Here is an 18,858-nt window from a genome sequence, read left to right as displayed (position 1 = left end):
AAACAAATGTAGAATTGGTAAATATATAATTCTACCAACATATAATCTCTACGAGATATTACTTTGATTCCTATTACATATTCCGTTAGGAATTAAATATTGGTAGAAGAAATATTGGTAGAAAGAAGCGAAAAGAAAAATTAAAAAATGCTTTTGTGAAGTTTTCATTCATTTTGTAACGCTTAATATATGTCGTTCCTATGGAACTTTATGTTGGTTTTTATTTTCAATCAACGGATTAAAATCCGCTGCTACAAGATAGCTCATTCCTACGGAATTTGAGAGCCTTCGGCTCGGATTATTTTATAGGGACGGATTAAAATCCGTCCCTATAAAATAATCCAAATATTCAAACGTCCAAATATCTCGTTTAACGGTTTCGCGTGAGGGATAGAAACAAATGTCATTACGTTAAGAAAAAACAGATAAAATGATATTACGAACAAATCTCTCGCAAAGTCTCAAAGCCGCAAAGTTTTTTTGAATTGGCTTCAGCTTTAGCTGGAGTTTATATAAAATCAATCAAATGGGCTTTAGCCAAAATGTCTGATTCGGCCAAAGCCCTATTATTGTATGACTTAAACACCTCCAACTGAAGCAGGAGGCTATTCAATTTAAAGAATAATAAATTCTATTACTCACTCATTTCATCGTAACGTTCCGGAACTTGTGGGTCGTACAACGGACATTTGAATTCTTCCATTAAGGCTACCAGCTTATTCATAGTTTTGCCTTCGGTTCCGTAACAATCGATTTTGATGCTTTGCGGTGTTGAGATTACCTGAAAAGCCCCTTTTCCTGTATTATTTTGCCAGCTATTTTCGTCGACTTTTTCCCATTGCGAGAATACTGAAGTGATTCTGTTCATGATTACCTCAATCGGAAGTATCTCGAGTCCTTCGACGTTTTCTTTTTCTGTAAGAGCTTCATAAACTTCGTGATGGTTCAGGTAAACTTCTTCTAAATATCTCCAAAAAAGTAATTCGTACATAACTGGTGTTTTTTAGCCCCGATAGTAGTGAAAATCCTTTTGTTTTTTTCTTTAAAAAATAAAAGATTGTAACGGATAGCGGGATTAGCTCCTAAAAAAGCTAATGGTTATTATATTTATAAAATTTTATTCTTTGTGAAGTTGAAATCTTGCAAATTGGAACAGGCTTCGACTTCGCTCAGCCTGACAATCGACTTTCAAAAGGATGTCTAACTTTACGGGAGACGCACTACTGTGCGCCTCTACGTTGTACTTCTTGACATTGTGCGCCTTGACGTTGTACGTCTAAACACATTATATGCTGAATAAATTTTAATATTTACTTCTAATATTAAGCTCAGAATCTTAGCAACTCAGAACCTTAGTACCTCAAAAAAAATTAATATTCGAATGTTCCGTATTCGCTGCTGATCGTTAATTTCTTTGTATCTGCTGCTTCTACTCTACCTATGATTTGTGCATCGACATTGAACGATTTTGAAATCGCAATAATATCTTGTGCAATGTTTTCAGGAACATAAATTTCCATACGGTGACCACAATTAAAAACCTGATACATTTCTTTCCAGTCGGTTTTTGATTGTTCCTGAATTAACCGGAACAATGGCGGAACCGGAAATAAATTATCTTTTATGATGTGTAAATTCTGAACGAAGTGTAAAATTTTAGTTTGCGCTCCTCCACTACAATGCACCATTCCGTGAATTTCGTTTGGGGTGTAGGTATCTAAAATTTTCTTGATAATTGGGGCGTAGGTTCTGGTTGGAGAAAGTACTAACTGACCTGCATTTATTGGACTATTTTCGACCTCATCTGTTAGATTTACCTGCCCTGAATAAATTAATTCTTCGGGAACAAGTGCGTCGTAACTTTCCGGATATTTTTTGGCTAAATATTTGCCAAAAACATCATGACGTGCAGATGTTAATCCGTTACTTCCCATTCCGCCATTATAGCTTTTTTCGTAAGTTGCCTGACCAAAAGAAGTTAAACCTACAATTACGTCACCGGCTTTGATGTTTGCATTATCTACAACATCGCTGCGTTTCATGCGAGCCGTTACGGTAGAATCTACAATTATGGTACGTACAACGTCGCCAACATCAGCGGTTTCGCCTCCTGTTGAATGAATGGTTACGCCAAAAGTTTTTAATTCGTTGATTAATTCTTCGGTTCCGTTAATGATTGCCGAAATAACTTCTGCGGGAATTAAGTTTTTATTTCTTCCTATTGTCGATGAAAGTAAAATATTATCTGTTGCGCCAACACATAATAAATCATCGATATTCATGATTAAAGCGTCCTGAGCAATTCCTTTCCAAACCGAAATATCTCCTGTTTCTTTCCAGTACATATACGCCAATGACGATTTTGTACCTGCACCATCTGCGTGCATAATCAAGCAGTACTCTGAATCCTGTGTCAAATAATCAGGAACAATTTTGCAGAATGCCTGTGGAAATAAACCTTTATCAATATTTTTTATGGCGTTGTGTACGTCTTCTTTTGATGCCGAAACACCTCTTTGTGCGTACCTTTTGCTAGAATCTGAACTCATGAAATTTAGTTTGTGTTGATGTGGTGCAAAGATAATCCCTTTTTTTAATTCTTGAGGTTATACCATTTAAAATTGAATTATTTTGATACACAAAAAATTCGGCAGGTTTGATAACACTACCGAATTTCTGGCTTGAAATTGGTTTGAAAATTCTGGCTTATATTCTTTTATCGCCAATCCGGCATTGATGCATTCTGAAATAAAGTGGTCCTCGTTGTATTATCTGTTATGCTTGCGGTCTGAATGTTTTTGGCAGACAGGCCATCGTTGGATGTATTGACAAAAATGACTTTTGCTTCATTAGGAGAGAATTTGACATCTAAATCATTAAAGCCATTTTCTTTTTTGGTATCTAATTCAGCCGAAGTATTTGTTGCTACTGTATAGATAAATATTCTGGAATCTAATCTGCGGTAACTTGAGTTTTCGAATCCGGAAACGTCTCTTGTATAGGCAATTTTCGAATTATCAAGTGTTATACTAATACCGCTTGCTGCTCCTGTTACTCCTGAAAGTACCTGATAAAGAATGTTTCCGCTCGTATTTATTACATAAATTTCGACATTATATCCTGAAACATCATTGACCTTTAATACGATCTGGCTTCCGTCCTGACTCCAATCACATTCTGAAATAAACTTGCCATTTGGTGTGCTAAAGAGCTGAACTAATCCTGAACCATCAGAATCTATGCGATAGAGTTTATCAAAATTGGGATAGATAATCTGTTTTCCGTTGGCACTCCAGCAATAATTTACATGATCCATATTAAAGCCGGCTATAGGCACAAAGTTTGTAATTTTTTTGACATCTGTACCATCCGGATTCATACTATAAATTTGATTTAGAGATCCGTCAGAACTTATATACGCTATCCTGTTGATGCTTAAATTTTTTCTTGGTCTGTAACTGTTTACTTCTGCCGAAGATAATTGCAGTTCGTTTCCGGCATCATCGGCTGTATAGATAACATTGTTGTTTTTTACCTTTTTGACATACAGATATCTCGGATTTGGAAATGCCAACGTGGTAAAAGAATTTGTTAGACTGTTTGTAGGTTTATTGATTCCGTCATCTGCAGATACCTGCCAATAGTATTTTGTACTAAAGCTCAGACCCGTAATGTTTAATGTTGTAGCGGTAAGATTAGGGTAGGTTTTAATTTCGTCTGTAGTTCCGTTTTTGACTGTAACGGTATAGGTCAAAGGGTCTGATTCAGGATCTTTGGCTGTCCAGGTCAGATTTAAACTCTGAGCTTGCCCCACAGCATTATCTATAGGTGCTGTAAGTACCGGAATTTCAGGCGGTTTATTGGCAGCTGTGGACACTTCTAATTCAAAGATAATTTGAACTTCGTTATCTTTTTCGATAGTAGCAGGCTCAAATCGGGCTGTAAAACCATCTTTTTGGGCTTGAAAAGAATATTTGCCAACTGGTACTTTTTCGATCACAAAATACCCATCTTTATCTGAGAATACTGTACTGGTTGTTGGACTCGAAGAAATACGGGCATTTTCCAGTCCTTCTGAGTTTCGTTTGTCTACAACTCTTCCTTTAATTGTTCCTGTTCCTGTATCATCTATCTGTTCCTCACTGCAGGAAATCAATAGAAGAATGCACGCTAAAATTTTTAATCCTATTTTCATTTGAGAGATTTTTTATTAGAATTACATTGATTTTACTTCTACAATCATTTTGAAAAACGGGCTCTTTGGGAGTCCTTATTTTTTCTTGTTTTTATAGCTTTTTGGAAAATAATAGGTCAATCCTAAACCAAATCTCGAATAATAATCATCTCGTTTACCATTGACTACATAATCGACATTATCACTAAATGTGACATTATATTCTCCGTATAGTTTTATTCCTAAACTGCTTGTGACGAGATATTCTATTCCTGTTCCAAACTGAACTTTACTGTGCATATTTTCATATCCCTTATTAAATTCAAATCCACCACCGGCATAAACAAAGGGAGTAAAAATATCCCGCGGTAATATGATACATTCCAGATTTAGGTCCAGAGAAATGTATCCGCGCTCGAATCTGCCTTTGTTGGCAACCTGAAATGCATTTGACGAAGCGCTTATATCAAAGGATGGTGAAAGAAAATACTTCAATGCTCCTCTTACCATTGGTTTTGGTTCCGGATTGGGATAATCGCCGTTCATGATTGCGACTCCTCCGGAGGCTTCGATACCAATGCGCCCTCTTTTTTCGTCCAGATTTCTATTGTACAATTGTGCTAGATCGGCTTCATCCTTTTCTTTATCGTATGAAGCAACAAAATCATCAATTTGTTTTTGAGGTGCATTTACTTCCCAGATTTTATCTTTTATCCCATCAACGATTAAACCTTCTACCGCTTTTTCGATGGCTTCGGTTACGGCTAACTGAATTGGTTCGTTTCGGGTAAAACCTGTTTCTACTTCCAGAAGTCTATTGAGGTTAACGTATCGAAATAAGCTGGCATCAATACTTTGTGATAAAATGGTTTTAGAAACATAAACCGTATTTAAAATTTTTCCGTTTGAGGTTGAAACTAATCTTAAATATACCGTCACACGATCTTGTCTGTAACGTGTTGACCCTCCGGCTCCAAAATATCTTGCTCCAAAACCACCCGTAATAATATTAGTATCGTACGAAATAATACCACCTTCGAGCAAAACTCCGGCAAATAAAAGCGGCGTTAAAACGGCTTCATTGGGTTCTGCTTTTGCTGCATATTCCTGACGGGTAGACCGTATAATGTTTCGCTCGTTTAATAGGTTTCCCAGATTCTCACGTTCTATAGGTATAAACCATTTAGAATCTTCCAGGGCTTTGATTAAAATAGAAGTAGCACCTTGCGTAACGGCAGTACTAAATGTACTTCCCGCCTCGGTTGGTTTATATTGCCCGGTCTGGTCTTTGAATTTATAAACCCCAACCACAATTTGTTCTTTGGGTTTTGGCAAATCTACTAATGCTGTTGTAGCAGGAGTATTTTCTCCAAACACTGCTTTCTGGACTCCAACAGGCTGATTAAAATAAGCTCCGCATCCTGAGAACAGACTAGTTACTAGAAATAGAAAAAGGTAACTTTTTTTCATAATTATTTGCTTTTATACTTACAATAAAACATGAACCTTACTTTTCGTCAAAATAGATTTTAAGATCTATTGCGCTGGTATAATTACTTGTGTCTGCTCACCAGTTTCTGTATCCAGAATATCTACAACCATTCCTAAATTAGAGTTATAAATATCTACGGAGAGTGTTCCAAAAACATAAGTTCCCGGAGAAAGACCTCCACCCGTTCCTGTACCTGTACCACCGCCAGTTCCTGTGCCTGTACCAGTTCCGGTTCCGGTTCCTCCAAATTGATCCTGAAATAATGAATTCGAAAGTCTGTTGAGCAATTGATTGTTCAAAGTGCTTTTGAAACGTTCCAAATCTGTTTGCTGCTTAAATCCTGAAGTTGGATCTTCTTTATAATCATTCTGTGCCTGAGCAGAACTCAGCAGCCATGGATAATTAAATGTATCTCCTCCAAAAGCTGGATTAATAGGCTTATACGCTAAATCTTGTGCGACTGAAACCGTACTAAAACCAAAAACACAAACAAAAAAAGCTATTGTTTTCATATTGATATAGTTTTAATTCCGACATTAAAAAAAAGTAAATTCTCCCAAAAAACACCTCTCAGTTTAGTACTGAGTTATAATCTTATTTTGCTTTTCGATATCTTTAAAATATTTAAACGCTTTTGAAGCAGCGTCATCTGCCATATATTTTAAAAAATCTTCATCCGGACGTGAAATAAATTCTTGTATTATTTCTCCATCAATAAGAATTGTAATTTTTGTGGTACGGCCAAAAGTCAATTCTTCCTGAACGGTAACAATTTTATTTGTATTAATTTTTAGCTTTGAATATTGAGCATAAAAAATATCATAAAAATCATTTCCTAATTTTGTCTTGGTATCATTAGAAACAATTCCGAGCATTTCGATTCCGTCCTTCGAAACCAATTTTCCTGTATCTGATTGGGTTTCTTCTCCAAAAACAATTCTGTCTTTGCCAATAATCGTATTATGCTCGTCATAGATGAGTAGTAGTATTATGATCTCATCCTCTTTTGTAAAATTGACCTGTGTTTTCGAAAGTTCAACTTTTTGAATGGGCTCTAACGTAACTCTTCCATCCTGTGCATTATTTGATTTGTTAGAATTTTGTTTGTCTTTTTTAAAAACTGTCAACTTGTATGATATATTTTTAAATTCTGACTTTAGATTTTCTACGGTTCCTGTAATAGCCAATAAATTCTCTATTTCCTTTACTTCGATTTTTGCTTTTACTTCTTTGTAAACGACTTGCGAAAAACCTGATTCAGAAAAAAAAGCAGTAAAAACAAGAAGTACTATGTTCAAATACGTTTTCATAATTCTAGTGATTGAATACGTAAATGGTGCCCGAATTTCCAGATTGATTAATGATCAGGTCTTTAGAAATTGAATTTGAACCGGTACTTATTACGGATAAATTATTGCCTTGCTGATTGATTGCCATCGAAGTGATTCCGCCAGAGTACAATGCAAAATCACTTATATAATTATTATTGCCGGTTTGTGTATAGGATTGGTTGATTTCTTCGGCTTTTTTATAGACATTCATATAATTATTATTGCCCGTTTGCTGTGCAGTTACATAAGCGTTCTTACTTACAATAGTTAAATTGGCCTGATTATAATTTCCAATTTGTGTAACTAGTACAATATTCCGGCTTTTCATGTATTGATTGATTGTTTGATTTTGATTGTTTGTTTCATCCTTATTCAAAACGTAGTCCCTTATATTTTCATCAATTACAGATTGAGAAAACATAATTCCGGTCAGGAGTAAAAAAATAATGGAGACGAAACGTTTCATGATTTTTTGCAATAAAAAAAGAAGGAAGAACTGAATGTATCAAGTTCTTCCTTCTCCTGGTTTGTTCTTAGTTAGATTGTATTACAATGCTTCCGTTTAGGAATCCGTTTTGAGTAACGGTACTTATATGATCGTTTCCAAATTGAGTAGTAGACGCAAAGTTACCAATTCCATTTTGTTCGATGCTAGAGTAGTTATCCCATCCTAATTGCAATGTAGCAGCAGTATTAAACCATCCGTCCTGATCTGTTATTGCTGTGTTAGTATTTCCAAATTGAATTGTAGTGGCATCATTTGCTAAACCTAATTGGTTCGTTAAAGCAGTATTAAAGCCACCTACTTGTAATACATCAGAGTCATTGTAAGCTCCAATTTGTGTGGTTACAGCAACGTTTCCAAATAATACTTGTGAAATACTTGAGTCATTGTGGCTTCCAATTTGAGTTACCAAAGCAAAATTTCCTGCTCCTAATTGTGCAACGGTTGACTCATTATCAGCTCCATATTGCCCAACAATTGCCACATTGGCAATACCAATCTGATCCACATCTGAATCATTTGATGATCCCACCTGAACCACTAATGCACCGTTCAAAAATCCTGTTTGGTCAACATCGCTGACATTGCCCTGAGCAAAAGCTGCACCTACAAAAAGCATCGCGGAGATACTTAAAATTACTTTTTTCATAATAAATATATTTAATTGGTTATTAATACAAATTATTATGTAGGTCAATATGATTAGGGGAAATCAATCTCAAAATGTCATTTGAAAATAAATGTTAAACTTTTATTCTCTCTTTTGCATAACCAAAATTAGAAAACTTATCGAAATCAAAATAAAGTACAAACAGCTATTTTTCAACCAATTAACAACTTTCCGATAAACTGTAAAACTATGTCGATAAACTACTAAAATCCTCAAAAATTTTCATACGAAATAGATTACTTATTAAAAATTCTCTGTAATTACCTCTTTTCATTTAGAAAAATAATAGTCCTGAGCGCTTATTTTAATTTAATGATAAAAAAAAGCCTGTCTTTTTGAGACAGGCTTTAACGAATATTTTGTAATCGCTATTTTGTAAACAACAATTCTCTGTATTTTGTCAATGTCCAGCTTTCGTCATCTACCAATAATTCTAATTTATCGCAGTGGTTACGAATGTCTTCAAAGTAGGGTTTTACTTTGTTACAATAAGCTTCGGCCATTTTTTGAGCATCGGTCAAATGGTTTGCAGTTCTTCTTTCATCTGTCATTGCCAATACTTTAGAATTGATTCCTTCGATATGACCTGAAATTTCTTTGATCAAAACAATTTGCTCTTTTGCAATGGTTTCAAACGCTGCACCAAAAATTTCTTTAAGGCCTTTTACATTTTCAATTAGAGTATTCTGGTATCGAATTGCCGTAGGGATTACATGGTTTCTTGCAATATCTCCTAAAACTCTTCCTTCGATCTGGATTTTCTTGGTGTATTCTTCCAGTTCTATTTCGTAACGTGCTTCGGCTTCGACATGATTTAAAATTCCTAATTCAGAAAATAAATCCAATGCTTGTTTCGAAACTTTGGCTTTTATAGCTTCCGGAGTGGTTTTAAAATTACTCAAACCTCTTTTTGCTGCTTCTTTCTCCCACGCTTCGCTATATCCGTCGCCTTCAAAAAGTATTTTTTTAGATTGTTTGATGTATTCTCTTAAAACATTAAAAATCGCATCGTCTTTTTTCATGTCTTTCGACTCGATCAGAGAATCTACTGCTATTTTAAAATCTTTTAATTGTTTTGCCACAATCGCATTCAGAGTAGTCATTGCGTTTGAGCAGTTTGCATTTGACCCAACTGCCCTAAACTCAAATTTATTTCCTGTAAAGGCAAAAGGCGAGGTTCTGTTTCTGTCTGTATTATCTAATAGTACATCCGGAATTTTACCTACTACGTTTAGTTTTAAATCTGTTTTTTCTTCCGGAGATAATTTGCCTGTTGTTACGCTTTCTAACTCTGATAAAACTTTGGTCAATTGTGCACCAATAAAAACGGATATAATTGCTGGTGGCGCTTCGTTTGCTCCCAGCCTATGATCGTTACTTGCTGTTGCGATCGACGCTCTTAGTAAAGTTTCGTAATCATTGACTGCTTTTATGGTATTGATAAAGAAGGTCAGGAATTGCAAATTGCTCATTGGGGTTTTGCTGGGACTCAATAAGTTAACTCCTGTATCTGTTGCCAGCGACCAGTTGTTGTGTTTTCCGGAACCGTTTACACCTTTGAAAGGTTTTTCGTGAAATAAAACTTTAAAATCATGACGTTCTGCTACTCTTTGCATTACATCCATCAATAAGGAGTTATGATCTACGGCTAGATTGGTTTCTTCAAAAATAGGTGCCAACTCAAACTGGTTTGGCGCTACTTCGTTATGACGTGTTTTTACCGGAATGCCCAGTAACATACATTCTTGCTCTAAATCCCGCATATAGGTTAAGGCACGTGTAGGGATTGAGCCAAAATAATGATCGTCTAATTGTTGTCCCTTTGCAGAGGTATGCCCTAATAAGGTTCGTCCGGTCATCATTAAGTCCGGGCGCGAGTTTGCCAAAGCTTTATCAATCAGGAAATATTCCTGCTCCCAACCTAATGTTGCTGTTACTTTTTTTACATTTTTATCAAAATATTTACATACTTCTGTTGCTGCTTCATCCATGGCAGATAAAGCTCTTAATAGCGGAATTTTATTGTCCAGTGCTTCTCCTGTATAGGCTATAAATACAGTTGGTATACATAAAGTGGTTCCGTAAATAAATGCCGGAGAGGTTGGATCCCATGCGGTATATCCTCTGGCTTCGAATGTGTTTCTGATTCCGCCATTCGGGAAACTTGACGCATCCGGCTCTTGTTGTACCAATTGTGCTCCGCCAAATTTTTCTACAGGATCGCTACCGTCATAAGAAGTTTCAAAAAAAGCATCATGTTTTTCGGCTGTTGTTCCTGTAAGGGGCTGAAACCAGTGGGTATAATGGGTAACACCTTTTGATAACGCCCATTCTTTCATTCCCATGGCGATATAATCTGCCAGTTTTCTGTCTATTTTAGTTCCATGCTGAATGGCGTCTCTAACTCCTTTTAAAGCATCAGAAGTTAAGAATTGCTTCATTGCTTTTTCATTAAAAACATTTGAACCAAAAATGTTAGATTTTCTGTCTATTTCTTCAAAATGTACCGGCTTTCTTGTAGAAGCTTCTTTTAAAGCTTGGAAACGTAATGTTGACATGTATATAATTTTAAAAATTCGTACTGATTTTCACTAAAAAAAGAGCAACAAATATAAGCAAATTAACCCCCTGATCTAAAGATAAATATTTGATTTTTATTCGATGATTTTTCAACAGAAGAAGCTTTTTTCAGAGAATAATGAATTTGATTTAAAGAAATGTAACAAAATACAGCAGTATTATTCATTAAATAAACATTTTTTCATAATTCCTTAACCTTAAAACGTGCAAAAGATCCCTAATTTTTACGAATTTATTTTTTAATAGGGATAAAAATTGCTTTTTTAAAAGTATACCCCTCAGAAAATTGCGCTTATCCAAAAAATTATACTCAGCTAAACAAAACAGCCCCCTAATTTTTACGGCTAAAAAAATAAATCTATATTTGACCCAACGAAAAAAAACAAAAAAATTAATTTATATTATTATGGCTAAAATTAAGTTAGAGTATATTTGGTTAGATGGATATGAACCAACTCAAAATCTTAGAAGTAAAACTAAAGTTGAAGATCACGAAAATTTTAAAGGAACGATAGAAGAACTTGGAAATTGGTCATTTGATGGTTCCTCTACAAAACAAGCCGAAGGTGGATCTTCAGACTGTCTGTTAGTTCCTGTTGCAATTTATCCGGATCCTACCCGCATCAACGGATACTTAGTAATGTCAGAGGTTATGTATGCTGACGGAACTCCTCACCCTTCTAACGGTAGAGCTACAATTGATGATGATAATGATGATTTTTGGTTTGGTTTCGAACAAGAGTATTTCATCATGGATACTAAAACTTTATTGCCATTAGGTTTCCCTGTTGGAGGATATCCTGCTCCACAAGGTATGTACTACTGCTCTGTAGGTGGAAAAAACACTCACGGAAGAAAATTAGTAGAAGAACATGCTGATTTATGTATTGCTGCCGGACTTAACTTTGAAGGAATCAATCAAGAAGTTGCTTGTGGACAATGGGAATTTCAATTATTCGCTAAAGGTGCTAAAAAAGCCGGAGACGAAATTTGGGTTGCCCGTTACTTATTAGATCGTTTGACTGAAAAATATGGTTACTATATCGAATATCACCCAAAACCACTGGGAGATACTGACTGGAATGGTTCTGGTATGCATGCCAACTTCTCTAACGAAGTTTTAAGAACATGTGGCGACAAGGCTACTTACGAAAAAATATGCGAAGCTTTCCGTCCTGTTGTCGAAGAACATATTGCGGTTTACGGAGCTTACAACGAACAACGTTTAACCGGTAAACACGAAACTGCTTCTATCCATGATTTCTCTTATGGAGTGTCTGATAGAGGAGCTTCAATCAGAATTCCTTTATACACTGTTCAAAAAGGATGGAAAGGATATCTTGAAGACAGAAGACCAGCTTCAAACGGTGATCCATACAAAATTGCTGCAAGAATTATCAAAACTGTAAAATCAGCGCTATAATTCAAGCTTAGATTATATTCTAAAAGTGCCCTCTTGAACGATGGCACTTTTTTTTTTATTCAATTTCTCAGTTCGAACGCAGTCAAGAACCTTTGAGGCATTTCGACTTTACTTAATGTGACAAACTATCTCAAATTTGAAAGTTATTTTCTATAATAAATTTTTAAGTTAAACTTCAAAAACTATCTTTGTAAATCATTTAAAAAAAGTATTATGATAGTCTGGATTTTGTTTTTATTAGCCGTAGTTTTTATCCTTGCTTTAGACTTGGGTGTTTTTAATAAAAACCCTCATATTATAAGTACTAAAGAAGCAAGCAAATGGACTCTTATCTGGGTTACATTGTCGTTCTTGTTTTCAGGGGTTATTTACTGGCTTTATACTACAGATTATATTGCAAATCCTGATAATCTTAAACCTGCCGTGGCTTCTATGAAGTTTATTACAGGATATTTGATCGAACTTTCATTAAGTGTTGATAATATTTTTGTAATTGCGATTATTTTTGCATCGTTCAAAATACCGCAAAAATACCAACATCGCGTTTTATTCTGGGGAATCCTTGGTGCGGTAGTATTTCGTGGATTAATGATTTTCTTTGGTGTTATGCTAATCAATAAATTTACCTGGACTACTTATTTATTTGGTGCGTTCCTGATCTTTACTGCTATAAAAATGCTGTTCTCCGGAGAAGATGATGATTTCCAGCCAAAAGATTCTTTTGTATACAAAACACTAGGAAAAGTTATTCCGATTACGTCTGAAATGGACGGTCAGAAGTTTTTTATTTCTACCAAAACAGCAAAAAAAGCAGCTACTCCGCTATTTGTAGCTTTGATCGTGATCGAAGTTATGGACGTTCTTTTTGCTGTAGACAGTGTTCCTGCAATCTTAGCCATTACTTCTGATCCGTTTTTGGTATTTAGCTCTAATATTTTTGCTATTTTAGGATTGCGTTCTATGTACTTTTTCTTAGCCAATATGCTGGCAAAATTCAGTTTCCTGGAATACAGTCTGGTGGCAATACTAGGTTTTGTGGGATTAAAAATGATTCTTCACGATTATGTTCATGTACCTGAATGGACATCACTTGCATTTATAGCTCTTTCGCTTTTAGTGGGAATTTTGGTTTCTTTAAAATATGGCAAAAGCGCAGAAGAAACTTCAACAATAGAGGAATAAACTTTTGAACATCTATTTTATAAAAAGGAGATCTTTTACGATCTCCTTTTTCGTTGTACAATATCATATAAAATAAACATAATCTTACAATTTAACATAAAAAATAAGACTATATACTTATATTAGATACATTTACCTCATTATAAACTATTTAAACCATTTATTATGAGAAGAATTTCCCTTTATTTAGTATTCATTTTTATTATCACTGGTTGTGACAATAAATAAGAGTTGACTTCAAAAACTCAGTCACTCAATAACCCAATGCAATTATATATTATTAATGGAGATATAGAATATTACTCTGAAATTACCGACGGGTCAAAACCAAAAAAGTCCATATTTGTATACGATATTCCGGAAAAAACAGAAAAAGCAAACGATTTAACTTCGAAAACTTCAGAACAATCAACTTTCATAAATTTTAATTACGGTGTCGCCAGTTCTACAAAGAGTGGTTGTACAGTTACAAGGTATATGGAATCCGGAAAAACCTACGAAACAGATGCTGGAGTTTACGGACCTAACCCTGCCCCACAAAATAACGGATATCTTGTAAGAGGCTATGGAGTACCTCATCAGAATCCTTATTATGGAGCATTAGTACTAATGTCAAGCAATAGAGGAAAAAAAGTCAACGTTGCAAGAGGAGTATTTCACCAAAATGAAAAAAGAGGTTCCGCAATTTCGATTGAATATCCTTTTAAAAGAAATACAACTTATGAAATAACTATTAAAGCTAAATTTCATGATAACCGCCATTCCTTAGATAAAATATATAGTAGTGGATATCCAACGCTTTATGCACAATTAAAAGATAATGGAATTATCATTCCTCCGGGTCGTACGGGTGGTGAAACTCAAGATTCTTGCGAAAGAGAAGATTTAAATGATATAAAAGATTTTATCAATGATTATGTCAATTACATAAGAGCATATACTCTGGATAGTAATATTGAAGTAACAAAAGAAGTGTCTTTTCAATTTTCTCCAATAAATGAAAAAAAAGCATTATTACTATCATTACATCCAACAATGGCTACTGAAGGTTATGGATTACCAATACCAACAAATAGTCACACAATGATTTTATATTCTATAACATTAACAGAAAAAACATTTGATCCTTCTTTAAATGTAAGTGTGCCTGATAATTCTGGTGGTGGTCGTCGCTAGCTAAATTTTTAAAATAAACATAAAAAAAGGAGATCTCACGATCTCCTTTTTTATTTCTAATCGAAATGATTAGTTTAATTTCTTAACATTACTATCATCAATATTATATTTCTTGATAACTGCATTATAATCTGAATAATCAGGTTTACTAACTGATTTTTTAGTATTAAATCCATCATCGCCAGGAACAATCACAATACGAAATGTTTGATTAGATTTTAGATTAGCTGGAATAGTATTCAATTCAAAACCATCAAGATATATTTCAAAATCGTCTTGAGTAAAATTGAATTTATAAGTAAAATGTACTGTACCATTATCATAATAATACGATTCAGGAATTGGTCTCCATACATCACGACCATTTATAACATCAACTAATCTATAAACCAAAATTACATCACCTGAATAAATTGAAGTATTAAATTTTTGTAATATTCCATCTCCATTGTTAGCAAAATTAACATTGTTTACTTCAAAAACGTAACTAATTGTATCATTATCTACATCATTATCCTTTGAACATCCCGAAAATGCTAGCAGTCCAACAACTGCAAAAAGTGTAAGTATCTTTTTCATAATATTTATTTTTTTAAGATTTATAAAGATATTCCAAAAACCAAACCAAAAAAAGTATTTTAATAACTTCTTGTTAAAATATTCTGCTATTTTTTTGTAATCTGCTGGTTTTTAAGCAATATTTTATTAAAAAATAACACATGATAAGGCAAAGAATTTTCCCAATACTCCCAGGTATGAGCTCCGGGACGTTCTGTATAATCGTGCTCTACTTTATTATACACCAATCTACGGTGTAATTCTCTATTAGGTTCTATCAAAAAATCATCAACGCCACAGTCTATAATCAATGGTAACTTATTTGCCTTTAGTTTGTCCAGCATTCCCATAACGGCATATTGCGCATACATCTCTGAACTGTCGCTTTTGTCACCAAAAACCGGCTGCATCAATTTTACTACCTGTGCAGATGATTCCCGATTAAGCATCGTACTCATATCTACTGCGCCGCTCATGCTTCCGGCGGCACAAAACAAATCAGGATGTTTGGCAGACAGATACAAAGCACCATGCCCTCCCATCGAAAGTCCGGTAATTACTCTTCCGCTCCTATTGCTTATCGTGCGATATGTTTTATCGACTTTCTGGATGACTTCTTGTGTTATAAAAGTTTCGAACTGACTTCCTTTATTTACGGGACTATCCAGGTAAAAACTAAACGTTTCTCCTTCGGGCATTACAATAATAATATTGTACTGATCTGACAGACCTTGAACTAATTTTTTGTTTGGCGTATTTTTTAACCAATCGCCAAAATGTCCGTAAGCACCATGCAATAAATACAGAACCGGAAATGCCGATTTGCTTTTTGCATACGAATTAGGTAAAACAACTGCAGCTTTGTAGGTTTTGCTCATGGCTGCACTTGCAACTTGTAAAGTATCTACTTTTGCGGCATAACTCATCGAAGAAGCGCATAAAAGAACGGTAAATACTAAAATTCTAAAGTTTTTCATAGTTATCTTTTTTCTGATTAGGGATTGTAAATATACCTTTTTCCAAATAAATCATCTGAAAAATCTCACTTGTTTTTTTGATAGTCAGATTATGTATTTGTTTTATTGTTTCCAGGGGATTTTAAAAAAAGGGAGCCACGAATTGCACTAATTTTCACTAATTGTATTGTGGGTTATTTGTGATGAAAAAAATAGCTACAGATTAAGATGATTTTAAAAAAAGGTGCCACGAATTGCACTAATTTTCACTAATTGTATTGTGGGTTACTTATGATGAAAAAAATAGCCACAGATTAAGATGATTAAAAAAAAAGGTGTCACTAATTACACTAATTTTCACTAATTGTATTGTGGGTTATTTGTGATGAAAAAAATAGCCATAGATTAAAGATGATTTTAAAAAAAGGTGCCACGAATTACACTAATTTTCATTAATTGTATTGTGGGTTATTTGTAATGAAAAAATAGCCATAGATTAAGATGATTTTAAAAAAAGGTGCCACGAATTACACTAATTTTCACTAATTGTATTGTGGGTTATTTGTGATGAGAAAAAAGGTGTCACAACCCAAAAGACAGTAAGCTAATAAAGCAATTTCATGAGTTAGCACGAATTTAATTAGCGAAAATTCGTGAAATTCGTGGCTAAAAAAACTTTTATCCCAATAGCTCTACAGAATGGCAAAAAAAAACCATCAGCCGCAGCTGATGGTTTTTAATTGAATTAAATTTTATTTCTTACCAGATTACGACTCTTAAACTATCGGCTTGGTACATTTTGTCTCCTTTTTTGACATTGAATGCCTTATAAAATTCCGGAATATTACTCAATGGTCCATTTACCCTGAATTGTTCCGGCGAATGCACATCGGTCATGATTTGATTAATTTTCGATTCGTCTCTTCTGTTAATCATCCAGGAATACGCATACGCCAGAAAATAACGCTGATCGGGAGTTAATCCGCTAATTTTTTCGTTATTCTTAAATTGTGTTGTTTTTTGAAACGCTTCGTAGCCCATAATTACTCCGCCCAAATCGGCAATATTTTCTCCTTGCGTTGCATCACCATTTACATGTTTCCCCAATACCGTAAATTTATTATACCGCTCTACGATTAGCTGTGTTTTACTTTTAAACTTTTTCAAATCCTCTGCTGTCCACCAATTGTTCAGGTTTCCTTTTTCGTCATATTGACTTCCCTGATCATCAAAACCGTGTGTAATTTCGTGTCCAAAGAAAGAGCCACCAATTATCCCGTACAATACCGCATCGTCCGGCAAACGACCTTCGTAACCCGGTACAATAATATTACAGGCCGGAATTACAATTTCGTTATTACTCGGATTATAATAAGCATTGTAGGTTTGGGGCTGCATTACCCATTCGTTTCTGTCAACAGGTTTACCATATTTGTTGATCATAAATTTGTACTCCCAAACTTTGGCTTTCATTACATTTGCGCAATATGATTTTCGATCTACAGAAAGCTGGCTCATATCTTTCCATTTGTCCGGATAGCCCAATTTCATAACCATTTTACTCAACTTGTATAATGCTTTTTGCTTGGTTGCTTCACTCATCCAATCCAGTTTTTTAATATGCGAAGCAAATACATCTCTAATATTGTTGCCTATTTCAAGTAACTTTTCTTTTACGCCTTTTGGCATATAATCCGTAACATACACCTGACCTACCAGTTCTCCCAAAGATTCATCTGTTTGTTGTACTACTCTTTTCCATCGTGGTTTTTGGGCAGACACGCCATTCATGATGGTATAATAGAATTTAAAATTTTCTTTTTCGATAGCTGCATTCAAATATGGCGCATAAGCACTTACAACATTCCACTTAAGGTAGGTTTTCCACTCTTCTAGGGTATAATTTTTTATGGTTGTATTTAATGCTTTAAAGAATTCCGGCTGTCCTACGATTACAGAATCTGCTTTTGTAACTCCTAAAATTGGCAGTACTTTTTTCCAATCGATATCTGGTGTGATAGCGTTGAACTGATCTACTGTAAGTTTGTTGTAGTTTTTTACAGGATCACGTAGTAATTCTAATTTTCGGGATGATCTTGCCAGTTCTGTTTCGAGTTTCATAACCGTTGCGGCACTTTTTGCAGCAACTGCTTCATCTTCGCCTGTAAACTGCATGATCGTTTTAAGATGTGATAAATAAGCAGAACGAATTTCGACATTACGTTTATCCGAGTCCAGATAATAATCTCTTTGTTTCATCCCTAAACCGCCTTGTCCAAAAAACAAAGCATATTTTGTACTGATTTTATCATCTTGTGCTACATAAAATGAAAATGCAGGCTCTGCTCCTACAGTTTGCAAATGTGCAATGGTATTGATTAATCCTGAAATATCTTTGATTTCATTGATCTTTTTAATCTCCGTATTTAAAGGAGACAATCCTGCTTTTTCGATCGCAATTGTATCCATTCCTGAAGCATAAAAATCACCAATCTTTTGCTTGTTGCTTCCTTTTGGAGCCGATTCATCTTTGGCTGAATTTTCGCAAATACTTTTAATTTGTCCGTTAATAGTATCCATAACAGTTCTCATTATTCCGTTATTACTGTCTGTAGACAAAATAGGATTTTTTTTGAACCAGCCATTATTGGCATAAGTAAAGAAATCATTTGCAGGATTTACCGTTGTGTCACGGTTGGTTATTAACGGATCTGAAAATGCTGCTTCTTTTTTATTACAGCTAAAAAAAGTCATTCCGATAAGGAGGAATGCGATTGGTTTTCTAAATAAATTCATTTGGTTATAAAATTT

At 34.6% G+C, this 18,858-nt stretch carries 15 protein-coding genes; 3 read left to right on the top strand and 12 right to left on the bottom strand.

Annotation, left to right across the window (positions count from 1 at the left end; genetic code table 11):
* Positions 1–634 precede the first annotated feature (634 nt).
* The 9 genes from B0A64_RS12230 to B0A64_RS12190 all read right to left on the bottom strand — a co-directional run bounded on the left by B0A64_RS12230 (position 635) and on the right by B0A64_RS12190 (position 10,730).
* On the bottom strand, positions 635–991 hold the full coding sequence (locus tag B0A64_RS12230) for a hypothetical protein (protein WP_089479803.1): 357 nt from the start codon (positions 989–991) through the stop codon (positions 635–637).
* Positions 992–1,370: 379 nt separating this feature from the next.
* Entirely contained in the window at positions 1,371–2,549 is a 1,179-nt protein-coding gene (locus B0A64_RS12225) for an AIR synthase related protein (RefSeq protein WP_089479802.1), read from the bottom strand.
* Positions 2,550–2,716: 167 nt separating this feature from the next.
* Complete coding sequence (locus B0A64_RS12220) at positions 2,717–4,195, bottom strand: carboxypeptidase regulatory-like domain-containing protein (RefSeq protein ID WP_089479801.1); 1,479 nt, start codon at positions 4,193–4,195, stop codon at positions 2,717–2,719.
* A gap of 75 nt (positions 4,196–4,270) precedes the next feature.
* Positions 4,271–5,644 carry a CsgG/HfaB family protein gene (locus B0A64_RS12215; protein WP_089479800.1) on the bottom strand — a complete coding sequence of 458 codons (1,374 nt, stop codon included), beginning with the start codon at positions 5,642–5,644 and terminating at the stop codon, positions 4,271–4,273.
* Between the two features lie 66 nt (positions 5,645–5,710).
* Positions 5,711–6,178, bottom strand: coding sequence for a curli assembly protein CsgF (locus B0A64_RS12210; protein WP_089479799.1), 468 nt, complete (start codon positions 6,176–6,178; stop codon positions 5,711–5,713).
* Positions 6,179–6,241: 63 nt separating this feature from the next.
* Positions 6,242–6,976 carry a curli production assembly/transport protein CsgE gene (locus B0A64_RS25530; RefSeq protein WP_244285400.1) on the bottom strand — a complete coding sequence of 245 codons (735 nt, stop codon included), beginning with the start codon at positions 6,974–6,976 and terminating at the stop codon, positions 6,242–6,244.
* A gap of 4 nt (positions 6,977–6,980) precedes the next feature.
* Positions 6,981–7,463: a hypothetical protein gene (locus tag B0A64_RS12200; RefSeq protein ID WP_089479798.1), complete on the bottom strand. Its 483-nt coding sequence runs from the start codon at positions 7,461–7,463 to the stop codon at positions 6,981–6,983.
* Between the two features lie 67 nt (positions 7,464–7,530).
* Positions 7,531–8,151, bottom strand: coding sequence for a hypothetical protein (locus tag B0A64_RS12195; RefSeq protein WP_089479797.1), 621 nt, complete (start codon positions 8,149–8,151; stop codon positions 7,531–7,533).
* 389 nt (positions 8,152–8,540) lie between these two features.
* Positions 8,541–10,730 (bottom strand): glutamine synthetase III family protein, encoded by a 2,190-nt coding sequence (locus B0A64_RS12190; protein WP_089479796.1) that lies wholly within the window; start codon positions 10,728–10,730, stop codon positions 8,541–8,543.
* A gap of 428 nt (positions 10,731–11,158) precedes the next feature.
* On the opposite strand from B0A64_RS12190, the gene B0A64_RS12185 reads away from it, so the two are divergent.
* From B0A64_RS12185 to B0A64_RS12175, 3 genes are all read left to right on the top strand, one after another.
* A complete protein-coding gene (locus B0A64_RS12185) occupies positions 11,159–12,175 on the top strand; it encodes a glutamine synthetase beta-grasp domain-containing protein (RefSeq protein WP_089479823.1) in 1,017 nt (338 codons plus the stop codon).
* Positions 12,176–12,388: 213 nt separating this feature from the next.
* Positions 12,389–13,357: a TerC family protein gene (locus B0A64_RS12180; protein WP_089479795.1), complete on the top strand. Its 969-nt coding sequence runs from the start codon at positions 12,389–12,391 to the stop codon at positions 13,355–13,357.
* Between the two features lie 264 nt (positions 13,358–13,621).
* Complete coding sequence (locus tag B0A64_RS12175; protein ID WP_109746165.1) at positions 13,622–14,533, top strand: hypothetical protein; 912 nt, start codon at positions 13,622–13,624, stop codon at positions 14,531–14,533.
* A 69-nt stretch (positions 14,534–14,602) separates the two neighbouring features.
* On the opposite strand, the gene B0A64_RS12170 is transcribed toward B0A64_RS12175, so the two are convergent.
* From B0A64_RS12170 to B0A64_RS12160, 3 genes are all read right to left on the bottom strand, one after another.
* Positions 14,603–15,112: a hypothetical protein gene (locus B0A64_RS12170; protein ID WP_244285399.1), complete on the bottom strand. Its 510-nt coding sequence runs from the start codon at positions 15,110–15,112 to the stop codon at positions 14,603–14,605.
* An 86-nt stretch (positions 15,113–15,198) separates the two neighbouring features.
* Positions 15,199–16,068, bottom strand: coding sequence for an alpha/beta hydrolase (locus B0A64_RS12165; RefSeq protein WP_089479792.1), 870 nt, complete (start codon positions 16,066–16,068; stop codon positions 15,199–15,201).
* Between the two features lie 738 nt (positions 16,069–16,806).
* Complete coding sequence (locus tag B0A64_RS12160; RefSeq protein ID WP_089479791.1) at positions 16,807–18,843, bottom strand: M13 family metallopeptidase; 2,037 nt, start codon at positions 18,841–18,843, stop codon at positions 16,807–16,809.
* Positions 18,844–18,858: the final 15 nt, after the last annotated feature.

Origin of the sequence: Flavobacterium araucananum (assembly GCF_002222055.1) — a bacterium.
In the GTDB taxonomy this organism is placed as follows: domain Bacteria; phylum Bacteroidota; class Bacteroidia; order Flavobacteriales; family Flavobacteriaceae; genus Flavobacterium; species Flavobacterium araucananum.
Note: the sequence above shows the minus strand (reverse complement) of the source record. Positions and strands in the feature narration are given on the sequence as shown.

Excerpts from the sequence above, each read along its gene's own strand:
- B0A64_RS12230 (WP_089479803.1), bottom strand. The coding sequence starts at position 991 with ATGTACGAATTACTTTTTTGGAGATATTTAGAAGAAGTTTACCTGAAC.
- B0A64_RS12225 (WP_089479802.1), bottom strand. The coding sequence starts at position 2,549 with ATGAGTTCAGATTCTAGCAAAAGGTACGCACAAAGAGGTGTTTCGGCA.
- B0A64_RS12220 (WP_089479801.1), bottom strand. The coding sequence starts at position 4,195 with ATGAAAATAGGATTAAAAATTTTAGCGTGCATTCTTCTATTGATTTCC.
- B0A64_RS12215 (WP_089479800.1), bottom strand. The coding sequence starts at position 5,644 with ATGAAAAAAAGTTACCTTTTTCTATTTCTAGTAACTAGTCTGTTCTCA.
- B0A64_RS12210 (WP_089479799.1), bottom strand. The coding sequence starts at position 6,178 with ATGAAAACAATAGCTTTTTTTGTTTGTGTTTTTGGTTTTAGTACGGTT.
- B0A64_RS25530 (WP_244285400.1), bottom strand. The coding sequence starts at position 6,976 with ATGAAAACGTATTTGAACATAGTACTTCTTGTTTTTACTGCTTTTTTT.
- B0A64_RS12200 (WP_089479798.1), bottom strand. The coding sequence starts at position 7,463 with ATGAAACGTTTCGTCTCCATTATTTTTTTACTCCTGACCGGAATTATG.
- B0A64_RS12195 (WP_089479797.1), bottom strand. The coding sequence starts at position 8,151 with ATGAAAAAAGTAATTTTAAGTATCTCCGCGATGCTTTTTGTAGGTGCA.
- B0A64_RS12190 (WP_089479796.1), bottom strand. The coding sequence starts at position 10,730 with ATGTCAACATTACGTTTCCAAGCTTTAAAAGAAGCTTCTACAAGAAAG.
- B0A64_RS12185 (WP_089479823.1), top strand. The coding sequence starts at position 11,159 with ATGGCTAAAATTAAGTTAGAGTATATTTGGTTAGATGGATATGAACCA.
- B0A64_RS12180 (WP_089479795.1), top strand. The coding sequence starts at position 12,389 with ATGATAGTCTGGATTTTGTTTTTATTAGCCGTAGTTTTTATCCTTGCT.
- B0A64_RS12175 (WP_109746165.1), top strand. The coding sequence starts at position 13,622 with ATGCAATTATATATTATTAATGGAGATATAGAATATTACTCTGAAATT.
- B0A64_RS12170 (WP_244285399.1), bottom strand. The coding sequence starts at position 15,112 with ATGAAAAAGATACTTACACTTTTTGCAGTTGTTGGACTGCTAGCATTT.
- B0A64_RS12165 (WP_089479792.1), bottom strand. The coding sequence starts at position 16,068 with ATGAAAAACTTTAGAATTTTAGTATTTACCGTTCTTTTATGCGCTTCT.
- B0A64_RS12160 (WP_089479791.1), bottom strand. The coding sequence starts at position 18,843 with ATGAATTTATTTAGAAAACCAATCGCATTCCTCCTTATCGGAATGACT.